Origin of the sequence: Streptomyces sp. V3I7 (genome assembly GCF_030817495.1) — a bacterium.
Taxonomy (GTDB): Bacteria; Actinomycetota; Actinomycetes; order Streptomycetales; family Streptomycetaceae; genus Streptomyces.
The window spans coordinates 1,447,764-1,459,597 of record NZ_JAUSZK010000001.1 but is presented as its reverse complement, the minus strand read 5'-3'; the positions used below and the strand labels follow the sequence as shown (position 1 = coordinate 1,459,597).

10 protein-coding genes and 1 riboswitch are annotated in these 11,834 nt (G+C 73.0%); of the genes, 5 read left to right on the top strand and 5 right to left on the bottom strand.

Features of this window, described 5'->3' with window-relative positions:
• Nucleotides 1-8: 8 nt before the first annotated feature.
• The 4 genes from QFZ74_RS06970 to QFZ74_RS06955 all read right to left on the bottom strand — a co-directional run bounded on the left by QFZ74_RS06970 (nt 9) and on the right by QFZ74_RS06955 (nt 4,440).
• Entirely contained in the window at nt 9-1,589 is a 1,581-nt protein-coding gene (locus QFZ74_RS06970) for a cobyric acid synthase (protein ID WP_307619907.1), read from the bottom strand.
• Entirely contained in the window at nt 1,586-2,545 is a 960-nt protein-coding gene (locus tag QFZ74_RS06965) for a cobalamin biosynthesis protein (protein ID WP_307619906.1), read from the bottom strand. The genes QFZ74_RS06970 and QFZ74_RS06965 overlap by 4 nt, the downstream gene beginning before the upstream one ends.
• A 109-nt stretch (nt 2,546-2,654) precedes the next feature.
• Nucleotides 2,655-2,789, bottom strand: a riboswitch (cobalamin riboswitch).
• A gap of 147 nt (nt 2,790-2,936) precedes the next feature.
• Entirely contained in the window at nt 2,937-3,164 is a 228-nt protein-coding gene (locus tag QFZ74_RS06960) for a hypothetical protein (RefSeq protein WP_307619905.1), read from the bottom strand.
• A gap of 34 nt (nt 3,165-3,198) precedes the next feature.
• Nucleotides 3,199-4,440 carry an inorganic phosphate transporter gene (locus QFZ74_RS06955; protein WP_307619904.1) on the bottom strand — a complete coding sequence of 414 codons (1,242 nt, stop codon included), beginning with the start codon at nt 4,438-4,440 and terminating at the stop codon, nt 3,199-3,201.
• A 343-nt stretch (nt 4,441-4,783) separates the two neighbouring features.
• Between QFZ74_RS06955 and QFZ74_RS06950 the strand changes: the two genes are divergently transcribed.
• The 3 genes from QFZ74_RS06950 to QFZ74_RS06940 all read left to right on the top strand — a co-directional run bounded on the left by QFZ74_RS06950 (nt 4,784) and on the right by QFZ74_RS06940 (nt 8,740).
• A complete protein-coding gene (locus tag QFZ74_RS06950) occupies nt 4,784-5,482 on the top strand; it encodes a class II aldolase/adducin family protein (RefSeq protein ID WP_307619903.1) in 699 nt (232 codons plus the stop codon).
• Nucleotides 5,483-5,941: 459 nt separating this feature from the next.
• The gene (locus QFZ74_RS06945) at nt 5,942-7,069 is read left to right on the top strand and encodes an alpha/beta hydrolase (RefSeq protein ID WP_307619902.1); all 1,128 of its coding nucleotides are present in this window, start codon (nt 5,942-5,944) and stop codon (nt 7,067-7,069) included.
• A gap of 258 nt (nt 7,070-7,327) precedes the next feature.
• Nucleotides 7,328-8,740 carry a hypothetical protein gene (locus QFZ74_RS06940; RefSeq protein WP_307619901.1) on the top strand — a complete coding sequence of 471 codons (1,413 nt, stop codon included), beginning with the start codon at nt 7,328-7,330 and terminating at the stop codon, nt 8,738-8,740.
• 90 nt (nt 8,741-8,830) lie between these two features.
• Here the strand turns inward: QFZ74_RS06940 and QFZ74_RS06935 are convergent, their stop codons facing one another.
• Complete coding sequence (locus QFZ74_RS06935; RefSeq protein WP_307619900.1) at nt 8,831-9,244, bottom strand: VOC family protein; 414 nt, start codon at nt 9,242-9,244, stop codon at nt 8,831-8,833.
• A gap of 328 nt (nt 9,245-9,572) precedes the next feature.
• Here QFZ74_RS06935 and QFZ74_RS06930 point away from each other — a divergent pair, with 328 nt between their 5' ends.
• Nucleotides 9,573-11,171, top strand: a complete 1,599-nt coding sequence (locus QFZ74_RS06930) for an ABC-F family ATP-binding cassette domain-containing protein (RefSeq protein WP_307619899.1) — start codon at nt 9,573-9,575, stop codon at nt 11,169-11,171.
• Between the two features lie 334 nt (nt 11,172-11,505).
• Nucleotides 11,506-11,727, top strand: a complete 222-nt coding sequence (locus QFZ74_RS06925; protein ID WP_188114171.1) for a helix-turn-helix domain-containing protein — start codon at nt 11,506-11,508, stop codon at nt 11,725-11,727.
• Nucleotides 11,728-11,834 lie beyond the last annotated feature (107 nt).

The window sequence follows — 11,834 nt, the reverse complement described above, 5'->3', positions numbered from 1 at the left end:
CGCTGTGCTCATGCGGGCGCTCCCGGTGGAATGAAGGGCAGTCCTTGTGGCGCGCCCGACTCGATGAGCCGCCACAGCGCGTCCGTGTCCGCGTGGTGTTCGATCAGGTCGCCGAGCCGGTCGAGCTGCTCCTCGCGCAGCGCGGCGAAGGAGGTGCCGGGGGCGGGCACGAAACGGCGGCCCGCGGCGGCCGCCACCTCGCGCAGGAACGCCCGCCGGAAGCCGTCCGACTCCAGCGAGCCGTGCCAGTGCGTGCCCCAGGTGTGGCCGACCCGGCAGCCGTCCAGGCTGTGTCCTTGGTCATCAGAGATGAACGGCTCCCCGCCCGTGATGTGGGCGACGCCGTGGTGGATCTCGTAGCCCTCGACGGGTTCGCCGAGGGCCTCGCCGACCGGCCGGGTGAGGGTCTTCTCGCGGGCGAAGCGCACCCGGACGGGCAGCACGCCGAGCCCGTCGACCCGGCCCGCCCGGCTCTCGACCTCGTCCTCGATGTGCTCGCCGAGGATCTGGAAGCCGCCGCAGACGCCGAGGACGGGGCGTCCCTCCGCGGCCCGGCGCACGAGCGCGTCGGCGAGCCCGCGCTCGCGCAGCCAGGCGAGCGCCTTCACCGTGCCCCGGGTGCCCGGGATCACGACGAGATCGGCGTCGGCCAGTTCCTCGGGCCGGTCCACGAACCGCACCACGACGCCCGGTTCGGCGGCGAGCGCGTCCACGTCGGTGAAGTTGGACATGAGCGGGATCGCACAGACGGCGACCCGCAGCACGTCCTCACCGACGGGCGGCGCGACGGTGGACTCCCGGACCGCTCCCCGCAGGGACACCCGCAGCCCGTCCTCCTCGTCGATGCCGAGCCCGTGCTGGAAGGGCAGGACGCCGTACGTCCGGCGTCCGGTGAGCCCGTGCAGCATGTCCAGGCCGGGCTCGAGCAGGCCGACGTCGCCGCGGAACTTGTTGACCAGGAACCCGGCGACCAGCTCCTGGTCCTCGGGCGCGAGCAGGGCGACCGTGCCGAAGAAGGAGGCGAAGACGCCGCCCCGGTCGATGTCGCCGACCACGAGCACGGGCAGCCGGGCGCCGCGCGCGATACCCATGTTGACGATGTCGGTACGCCGCAGATTGATCTCGGCGGGGGACCCGGCCCCCTCGCAGATCACCGCGTCGTAGCTGCCGCGCAGTTCGGCGAGGCTGTCCAGCACGGTGCCGAGCAGTTGCTCCCGCTGTCCGCCGCGCAGTTCCTTCCCGGGGGACGACCCGGACGACCCCCCAGGCCCCCCGAAGAACCCGCGCGCGCTCAGCTCGCCGACCGGCTTGCCGAGCAGCACGACCTGGCTGCTGCGGTCGCTGCCCGGCTTGAGCAGCACGGGGTTCATCCGCGCGGTCGGCTCGACGCGGCAGGCCTGGGCCTGCATGGCCTGCGCCCGCCCGATCTCCGCGCCCTCGCGCGTCACGAACGAGTTGAGGGACATGTTCTGCGCCTTGAACGGCGCGACCTTGACGCCCTGGCGCGCCAGCCACCGGCAGATCCCGGCGGTGACGACGCTCTTGCCGGCGTCGGAGGTGGTGCCGGCGACGAGGAGTCCCCCGCTCATGACGTACGTCCCTTCGTTCGCGTTGCGGCGGTGAGGGCCGCGCGGGCGGCGACGGCGGCGCCGAGCGCGAGCCAGCCGACGCGCCGGGACAGGCGTACGGCGCGCTCGACGTCCCGGGTGGTGACGGCGCGGCCGCCGGCGTTGAGCACCGGGCGGTGTTCGACGCGCCCCGCGTAGGACAGGGTGCCGCCGAGCCGTACGCCGAGGGCGCCCGCGAAGGAGGCCTCCACCGGACCGGCGTTGGGGCTCGGGTGCCGGTGCGCGTCGGCGCGCCAGGCGCGCAGGGCGCCGCGCGGATGCGGGCCCGCGACGGCGGCGAGGGACGCGGTGAGGCGTGCGCCGGGCCAGCCGGCGGCGTCGTCGAGCCGGGCCGAGGCCCAGCCGTAGCGCCGGTGGCGGGGCGACTTGTGGCCGACCATGGCGTCGAGGGTGTTCACGGCGCGGAACCCGAGGAGTCCGGGCACCCCGCCCACGGCCCCCCAGACCAGCGCCCCGACGACCGCGTCGGAGGTGTTCTCGGCGACCGACTCCACGACGGCACGCGCGATCCCGTCGGCGTCGAGCGCCTGCGGGTCCCGCCCGCACAGCCGCGGCAGCCGTGCCCGGGCCTCCTCGACGTCGCCGCTCTCCAGGGCGCGCCCGATGCCCCGGGCCTCGCGGGCGAGCGACGTGCCCCCGACGACGGCCCAGGTGGCGGCGCCGGTCAGGGCGACGGACGCGGTGAACGACGGACGGACGGCCCGCTCGGCGAGGACCCCGAGGGCGACGGCGCCGCCCGCACACACGGCGGTGTGCAGCGCGCCCCATCCGCGGTGGTCCCGCCAGAGCAGCCGTTCCACGGCTCCGGCCGCGCGCCCGAACACGGCGACCGGATGCCCGCGGCGGGGATCGCCGAGGAGCAGGTCACCGAGGAGGCCGGCGGCCGTGCCGTACGCGAAGACGCGATCGGCACGCATGTGCTCAGCCGGTCGTGGTGTCAGAGATCGTGGTGCGGAAGGGCGATCCGGTGGCGCACGAACGGCAGCCGAGCATGGCGGTATGTCCTCACTCAGGGTGTCCACGCCCTGGTTCGACGAGACCGGCGGCAAGAGTTCCTGGCTCCCGGGGAGTACTCCCCGGTGACAGTGGCGGGACCGCGCCGGATTCGCACCGGCTTCCTCTTCTGCCGCCGTACATGGCCCCGGCAGTCCACCACGTGCCCGGAAGGGCCGTCAACTGCCCATTGACCTGCGCGGGGAGAGTGTGCCGAGCCCCACAGGGCGGCATGGAGAAGGCTCCTGCCCGAACCTGTCGGGGAGGAGCCTTCCGGAAAGGGCTTCGGTCAGCCCTTGATCATGATCAGTTCGATCAGCCCTTGGCCATGATCAGGTGGATGCCGTACGCCACCGCCGCCGCGCAGCCGGCGAAGCACACGTAGGCACCGGTCAGCGCGAGGGCCGCGGAGTCGCCCTGCGCGACCGCCCGCTCGCGTCGCGACAGACCCGACACCCCGAGGGTGAACAGGGCCACGAGGCCGACGGCCACCGCGAGGCTGACACCGAAGACGGAGCCGATGGCTGCCCAGTCGATCTTCATCGTGATGATTCCTTACGTACCCGGGTGGCGTGGCTCAGACGGTGGCGGCCGGGTGAGTGGCCGGCTCGGCGGTGGCCTGGGCGGGCATCTTCGCCGTCAGGTCCTGGGCGGACACGGAGCCCACCGGGGGCGGCGTCACGGCGGCCATCGCCGTGGTCACCACACCGGCCGGCTCCTCGGTGCCGTTGACGTTGCTGCTGTCGACGACCTCGCGGCGGGAGAGCTTCCAGATCGCGGCGCTGGAGGCGACCAGGAAGACGGCGACGCCCGCGGTGCCCCAGTCGCCCAGGCCGGTCACGGTCTCGGCGAGCGCGCCGACCAGGGCGGCGGCCGGGAGCGTCAGCACCCAGGCGACGACCATGCGGGTCGCCGTGGACCAGCGGACCACACCGCCCTTGCGGCCGAGGCCCGCGCCCATCACCGAGCCGGAGACGACGTGCGTGGTGGAGAGGGAGAAGCCCAGGTGGGAGGAGGCCAGGATGGCCGTGGCCGCGCTGGTCTGGGCGGCGAAGCCCTGCTGCGGCTGGAGCTCGGTCAGGCCCTTGCCCATGGTGCGGATGATGCGCCAGCCGCCGAGGTAGGTGCCGAGCGCGATGGCGAGACCCGCGGAGAGGATGACCCACATCGGAGGGTTGGAGCCCGGGGCGATGGCGCCGCCGGCGACCAGGGCCAGGGTGATGATGCCCATCGTCTTCTGGGCGTCGTTCGTGCCGTGCGCGAGGGACACCAGGCCGGCGGAGGCGATCTGACCGGCGCGGTAGCCCTTGCGGGTGGCCTCGCCCTCGGCCTTCCTGCCGATCGTGTACGAGAGCCGGGTGGCGAGCATCGCCGCCAGACCCGCGACGACCGGGGCCGCGACCGCCGGGAGGAGGACCTTGGTGACGAGCTCGTCACCGTGGACGGCACCGAAGCCCGCCGAGGCGACGGTGGCGCCGACCAGGCCGCCCATCAGGGCGTGCGAGGAGCTGGAGGGGAGTCCGACCAGCCAGGTCAGCAGGTTCCAGAGGATCGCGCCGACCAGGGCGGCGAAGATGACCTCGGGACGGATGCCGGTCTCGTCGACGAGACCTTTGGAGATCGTGTTGGCGACCTCCACGGAGAGGAAGGCGCCCACAAGGTTGAGAGCGGCGGACATGGCCACCGCGACCTTGGGCTTCAGCGCACCGGTGGAGATGGTCGTGGCCATCGCGTTGGCGGTGTCGTGGAAACCGTTCGTGAAATCGAACGCGAGTGCGGTTATCACCACAATCGCGAGGATCAGCGAGAAGTTTTCCATTTACCCAGGCAATCGTTCGAGGTCATTGGCGCGTTGACCGTAAGGAACCTGAGTGAACGGAAGGTGAACTGGGTCGGGCGTCATGGTGTCACCAAGAGGGAGCCGCTGCTCCGCTTGCTCGTGGCGGCCCAGACGCCCCTTGGCTCAGTGTCCCGGGCGAACGATTTCGGCCGGTTCGGCGACCCGTCGAAGAGATCCTGGTCACCCGACAGGCTGCCGCGGCTCGCGTACAGCGTGTGGCCGTCCGGCGGTCAGGTGCCGCCGTCGCGTACGAAGTGTCGAATGACCGGCGGTCTTCGGCCAAGCGCTGCCCCGCCGGGGGACCGGCTGGCAAGATCACCGCATGGCTGAACAGAGGCGGGAACAGGCTGAACAGAGGCGGGAACAGAGGGACGTGAGCGGCGAGGAGGCACGCGCCTGGGAGGACCTGGTCGTCGCCGCACGTCGCACGGTGTCCGACGGGCTGGTCGTCGGCGCCTCGGGCAACGTGTCGGTGCGCGTCGGGGACACCGTGCTGGTCACGCCGTCGGGTGTGCACTACGACCGGCTGACCCCGGACGACGTGACCGGCGTCGACCTCGACGGCCGTCAGGTCCTCGGCCGCCTGGTCCCGACCAGCGAACTGCCCATGCATCTCGCCGTCTACCGGGCCACCGACGCGGGCGCGATCGTCCACACGCACGCCGTGCACGCCACGGCCGTCTCGACGCTCGTGCCCGAGCTCCCCTCCATCCACTACATGACCGGCGCCCTCGGCGGCCCCGTCCGGGTCGCCCCGTACGCGACCTACGGCACCGAGGAGTTGGCCGAGAACATGCTCCGCGCCCTTGACGACCGCTACGGCTGCCTCCTGGAGAACCACGGCACGCTCACCTACGGCGCCACCCTGGACCAGGCGTACGACCGCACGGCCCAGCTGGAGTGGATGTGCCGGGTGTGGCTGAAGGCATCCTCCCTGCCGGGCCGCACCCCGCATCTGCTGTCCCCGGCACAGGTAGCCGAGGCGGGCGAGCGCCTGCGCGCATACGGCCAGAAACCCTGACCACCGCCCCACTCGCGCCCCCGGCCGGGCTGATGACCTGTCTCCCCGCAGGGCTGCTCGTCTCTCCGCCGGGCCGCTGGCTCTCCCCGCGGGCGTCGCGCGCCCCGGGGCCGCTCACCCCCGTCGGGTCGGACTCGCCCGCCCCCCGCCGGGCTCGTTCGCCCCACCCGTCGGGCGGGACTCCCCGCTGGGCCTGTTCGCAGGGCGGCTCGCGCCTCTCGGCCGGGTCTGTTCGTCTTTCTGCCGGGCGGGCTGGCTCGCCTCGCGGGCGTCGCGTGCCCCTGAGGCCGCTCGCCCCCGGTCGGGTCGGCTCGCCCCCCCCGCCGGGTCGGCTCGCTCCCCCTCACCGGGCCCGCTCGTCTCCCCGCCGGGTCCGCTCGCCTCGCCGGGTCCGCTCGCCCCAGTCGCCAACCTCCGGTCCCGCTGGCCGGTGAGCGGGTCCGACCGGACACTGGACGGGTGCGCACAGTCAAAGTGGTGGCCGCCGGCGTCGCTGCGGCCCTGGTGGGCGCCGTGGCCGGCGTGCTCGCCGGACGACGGGCCAGCAATGCCGCGCTCAAGGCGCCCCCGGGCCGGCCGCTGCCGACCCAGCCCCGGCTCACCGTGCACGGCACGGGCCCGGGCCGGATCACCCTCACCCGCGACCTGGCCTCCCTGCACCCCGGCACCTACGGCCTCGCGGGCAACGGCACGCACGCCGTGGTCGGCCCCGTCCTGGAGTCCGCCGCGCACAGCGCCGACACCGTCGTACGCCGCCTGGAACGCGTCACGCACGGCAGCCTCCGGTCCGGCGACAAGGTCTGGCTGACCCCCAACGTGCACGTCGGCGACCCGGGCGCCGCCCTCGGCCTCGACCATGCCGACGTCGACGTGCCGGGCGAACTCGGTCGGCTGCCCGCCTGGTTCGTGCCCGGCGAGCGGGACACCTGGGTGATCCTCGTGCACGGGCTCGGCACCACCCGCGAGCTCCCCCTGAACGTCATGGAGTTCCTGCACCACCGACGGCTGCCCCAGCTCGCCCTCGCCTACCGCGGCGACCTCGGCGCACCCCCGTCCCCCGACGGGCTGAGCCACCTCGGCACGACCGAGTGGCGCGATCTGGACGCCGCGATCCGCTACGCCCTGCGCTACGGCGCCCGCCGCGTCGTCCTCCACGGCTGGTCCACCGGCGCCACCATGGCCCTGCGCGCCGCCGCGCACTCGCCGGTGCGCGAGCACGTGGCCGGCCTCGTCCTCGACTCGCCGGTGCTCAGCTGGGAAGGCACGCTGCGGTCCCTCGCCGCCGCCCGCCACATGCCTGGCCCCATGCTGCCCCTCGCGGTCCGGGCGGCCCAGGGCCGTACCGGCCCGCACGCCGACGTCCTGGCCGAGGCCGCGGACCCCCAGCGGCTCACGGTGCCGACCCTGATCATCCACGGGCCGGACGACGCGGTGGCCTCCTTCGACCTCTCCCGCCGCCTCGCCGACAGCCGCCCCGACCGGATCGCCCTGCACACCGTGCCGAACGCCCCGCACGGCGCCATGTGGAACGCCGACCCGGCGGAGTACGAGGAGCGGCTGCGCCGCTTCCTGACTCCGCTCATGTGACTCCTCCGCATCCGTGCGTCCGGAACCGCTGTCGAGGCACCTGACCCCGCCTCCGTTCACGGCCGTACGCCTGGCCTGAACACGCCTTCCGGGCCTCCTCGGGACCGCGTGCGTTGGCCAGCCCCGTCGCCCGCCGTGACATTCCGTTTGGGTTTTCGGACCGTCAACCGGAAGACTGCACCCGTGACGTCCCGTATCCCGCGCGACTCCAGGCTTCGACTCGTCCGACCGCGACCCCTGGCCGCCGCCCCCCGAGCGATGAACCAGCGGCCCGCGCGCCGCCCCGCACCCCGGCCGCCGGAGGGCACACCCGCCCCCGCCGAACTGGCCAGAATGGCACGCTCCGGCCTGTCCGGCGCCGTCCGTGTCGCCCTGTGGGCCGACGCCTCCCTCGGCCCCGGCCGGGACGGCGCCACCGACGACGGCAAGGCCACCCTCTCCCCGCAGACCGCCGAACGGGCGGCCGAAGACCTCGGCCTGACCGTCGCTCAGGTCAGCGCCGACTGGGACACCGCCCGGCTCGCCGGCCTCGTCGAGGTGCACGGCGGCATCGCCCGCCCCGGCTGGCGGCTGCACGCCTGGGACCGCGACGACAGCGCCGTACTGCGCGGCTGGGTCGCCCTCTTCGACGCCTGGTCGCTCGCCTGCCCGGAGCCCGCCGGCCACGAGGCCGCCGCCGTCTCCGAGGTGGTCTCGGCCATGCCCCAGGTGCTCTCCTTCCTCCAGCTGTCCGCCGGCCCGGTGCCCGTGGAGCAGCTCCTCGACCTGCTCCAGCAGCGGGTCACCGAACTGCGCACCGCCCGCTGCGAAGTGGCGTACGAGCCCGCTCCGGCGGCCCCCGCCGTGGTCGGCCCGGTGGCGACGGCGGCCGCGCTCACGAGCGCGGCCGCCCCCGCGGACGACGTCGCACCCGCGTCCGTGAGCCCCGTCGGCCCGGCGCCCACCGAGGACGCCCCGCTCGCCCCGCTCCTCGACTGGTCCCTGAACGCCCTCGCCTCCGTCGGTGCCCTCACCTACGGCGAGGGGCAGGCCACGCTCACCCCGCTCGGCAGCTGGGCGGTGTGGGTCAAGCTGGAGCAGATCTGCGTGGCCGCGCAGAGCCCCGCCGGGAACATCGAGCACGCGGCCGAGGACATGCTCCGCGGCTGCGCCCAACTGCGCCCCAACGCCGCCCGCGCCGAGTACCGCGCCTGGCTCGCCGCCCGCCCCGTCGGCAGCGCCGTCACCGAGCTCATCGAGGCCGCCCGCGGCGAGGACGCCCTGCTGCGCGGCCTGGCCTTCGAGGCGCTGCGCGTCGTCGGCGCCCCCGCCGAGCCCGACGTGCACGCCGTGCTGGACGAGCCGACGCTGCGGCCGTACGCCCTGCTGTGGCTGGCCGAGCACGAGGGCGTCGACCCCGAGGACGCCCACCAGGCCCTCACCCGCGAAGAGGCCACATGGCTGTGGGTGGACACGGCCGCCGCCGTCGCCGACCACGGCGAGGCGCCGCTGCTCGTACGGCACCTGGAGTCCGCGGTACAGCCCACCGTGCCCCAACTGCTGGACGAGGTGCGCGCGGTGGGGCACCCGCGCACTGTGCAGGTCCTGGTCGCCCTCGCGGCCGCCCACCCCGACCCGGCCCTGGCCAAGGCCGTGCGCCGCGCTGCCTTCCAGGTGCACACCGGGGGCTGAGCGGATCCACCCGGGCGGCGAGCCGGCGCGGTGGTCCGGCGTCCGTGAAGCGACGCCGGACCCGCCGGTACCGGCCCGAGGACCCCTCGATCAGGCCCGTATCTCGGGCGCGTACGTCCCGAAGCTCCAGATGTTGCCCTCGATGTCGCGGGCCATGTAGTCGCGGGAGCCGTAGTCCTGGTCCGTCGGCGGCATCAGGATCTCCACGCCGTGGTCCACGGCGTGCTGATGGTGGGCGTCGACGTCGTCCACGACGACGTACACCCCCGCGGGGCCCGCCTCCTTCATCACCGAGTCGAAGAGGCCGCCGCGGCCCTTGGAGCCGAGCATCACCGCGCCGTTGCCCTGCGCCAGCTCGGCGTGCAGCACCTTGCCGTCCTCGCCCTCGTACACCGACAGCTCGGTGAATCCGAAGGCCTCCGTGAGCTGCTTGATCGCCGCCCGTGCGTCCGCGTACAGAATCGTGGGGTACATGCTCGGCCGTCCGCCGCCCGTGTCCGTCATGCCGATCACTCCGTCGTGAGTCGTCGATGGGTCGTGAACTCGCTGGTCGTGAACTGGTGAAACCGAAGGTGGAGCAGGCGCGGAAGCCCGGGGAAGACCCCAGGAATCCGGCCCGCTGTTCAGTCTTCCACCCACCACTGACAACGCCTCGCGGACCGCCTCGCGGACGTCCTCGACCACCCCGCGGTGCGCCATCGCACACCCGCACGCAGATAAAGCGCTTGCATCGCCCCGCTAGAATCGGCCCATGGCCATTCTCCTCGCGCATTAGACGGCGGGACCGTCCTCAGCCGCCCTCCGTCCATTTCCCACGCCCTGGAGTCTGTCCGTGATCTCCGCCTCCGGCATCGAGCTGCGCGCCGGTGCCCGCATCCTCATCGAGAACGCCACCTTCCGCGTCGCCAAGGGCGACCGCATCGGCCTGGTCGGCCGCAACGGCGCCGGCAAGACCACCCTCACCAAGGTCCTCGCCGGCGAGGGCATCCCCGCCGGGGGCACCGTCACCCGCTCCGGCGAGGTCGGCTACCTCCCGCAGGACCCCCGCACCGGCGACCTCGACGTGCTCGCCCGTGACCGCATCCTCTCCGCGCGCGGGCTCGACGTACTGATCCGCAAGATGCGCGACAACGAGCAGCGCATCGCCAACGGCACGGGCGCCACCCGCGAGAAGGCCCTCAAGCAGTACGAGCGCCAGGAGACCGAGTTCCTCACCAAGGGCGGCTACTCCGCCGAGGCCGAGGCCGCGACCATCGCCGCCGCGCTCAACCTGCCCGACCGCGTGCTCGGCCAGCCCCTGCACACGCTCTCCGGCGGTCAGCGCCGCCGTATCGAGCTGGCCCGCATCCTGTTCTCCGACGCGGACACGCTGCTGCTCGACGAGCCCACCAACCACCTCGACGCCGACTCGATCATCTGGCTGCGCGACTACCTCAAGACGTACCGCGGCGGCTTCATCGTGATCTCCCACGACGTCGACCTGGTCGAGACGGTCGTCAACAAGGTCTTCTACCTGGACGCCAACCGCTCCCAGATCGACGTCTACAACATGGGCTGGAAGCTCTACCAGCAGCAGCGCGAGGCCGACGAGAAGCGCCGCAAGCGCGAGCGCGCCAACGCCGAGAAGAAGGCCGCCGCCCTGCACTCGCAGGCCGACAAGATGCGCGCCAAGGCGACCAAGACGGTCGCCGCCCAGAACATGGCCCGCCGCGCGGACAAGCTCCTGTCGGGGCTGGACGCCGTCCGCCAGTCCGACAAGGTCGCCAAGCTCCGCTTCCCCGAGCCCGCGCCCTGCGGCAAGACCCCGCTGACCGCCGAGGGCCTGTCGAAGTCGTACGGCTCGCTGGAGATCTTCACCGACGTCGACCTGGCCATCGACAAGGGCTCCCGGGTCGTCATCCTCGGCCTCAACGGCGCCGGCAAGACCACCCTGCTGCGGCTCCTCGGCGGCGTCGAGCGGCCCGACACCGGTTCGGTCGTCCCCGGTCACGGCCTCAAGCTCGGCTACTACGCCCAGGAGCACGAGACCCTCGACCCCGAGCGCACGGTCCTGGAGAACATGCGCTCGGCCGCGCCCGACATGGACCTCGTCGAGGTCCGCAAGGTGCTCGGCTCCTTCCTGTTCTCCGGCGACGACGTCGACAAGCCCGCCGGTGTGCTGTCCGGCGGTGAGAAGACCCGGCTCGCGCTGGCCACCCTGGTGGTGTCCTCCGCCAACGTCCTGCTCCTCGACGAGCCGACCAACAACCTCGACCCGGCCAGCCGTGAGGAGATCCTCGGCGCGCTGCGCACCTACAAGGGCGCCGTCGTCCTCGTCACCCACGATGAGGGTGCCGTGGAGGCGCTCCAGCCAGAGCGGATCATCCTGCTGCCGGACGGCGTCGAGGACCTGTGGGGCGCGGACTACGCGGATCTCGTCGCCCTGGCTTGATCGAATGTGTGATCCACGCGTATGGATCATTCGGCCGAGCCGTGATCCATCATCTGTGTGAGATCTCCTCGTATTGAGGTGTGTCCTCCGACCATGAGGCGGCCGATCCCTTTCACCCCAAGGGATCGGCCGTTTCGCGTCCCTGACCTGCCGCTTCCCGGAACAACCCGTTCGGCCCCCGCGGCGCCCTGCCCCGGAAGCCTCAATTCCGTATGTGGGGATGCGCTCCCGTCGTCACATCCGGGTCGTACGGACCTTGCCGAATGGGTGGCCATCCCGCCCCGGAGGGGTGATCATGAGGGGACCAGAGCGCACTTCCCATGAGGAGGCACGGGTGGCCGAGACTCTGAAGAAGGGCAGCCGGGTGACCGGCGCCGCGCGCGACAAGCTCGCGGCAGACCTGAAGAAGAAGTACGACTCCGGTGCGAGCATCCGGGCGCTGGCCGAGGAGACCGGCCGCTCGTATGGCTTCGTGCACCGGATGCTCAGTGAGTCGGGCGTCACGCTTCGCGGACGTGGCGGAGCGACCCGGGGCAAGAAGTCCGCATCGTCCTGACCCCGGGCGGCCCATCGGCTTCGATGGTGGCCACCCGGTCGTTCGTCCCGACGTCTTCTTGAGGCAAGCCCTTAAGGGGACCTGGGGACAGACCAGATCGACCGGGT

Bases quoted from the DNA above. Each gene is read 5' to 3' on its own strand.
- QFZ74_RS06970 (WP_307619907.1), bottom strand. From the start codon at position 1,589: ATGAGCGGGGGACTCCTCGTCGCCGGCACCACCTCCGACGCCGGCAAG.
- QFZ74_RS06965 (WP_307619906.1), bottom strand. From the start codon at position 2,545: ATGCGTGCCGATCGCGTCTTCGCGTACGGCACGGCCGCCGGCCTCCTC.
- QFZ74_RS06960 (WP_307619905.1), bottom strand. From the start codon at position 3,164: ATGAAGATCGACTGGGCAGCCATCGGCTCCGTCTTCGGTGTCAGCCTC.
- QFZ74_RS06955 (WP_307619904.1), bottom strand. From the start codon at position 4,440: ATGGAAAACTTCTCGCTGATCCTCGCGATTGTGGTGATAACCGCACTC.
- QFZ74_RS06950 (WP_307619903.1), top strand. From the start codon at position 4,784: ATGGCTGAACAGAGGCGGGAACAGGCTGAACAGAGGCGGGAACAGAGG.
- QFZ74_RS06940 (WP_307619901.1), top strand. From the start codon at position 7,328: ATGAACCAGCGGCCCGCGCGCCGCCCCGCACCCCGGCCGCCGGAGGGC.
- QFZ74_RS06935 (WP_307619900.1), bottom strand. From the start codon at position 9,244: ATGACGGACACGGGCGGCGGACGGCCGAGCATGTACCCCACGATTCTG.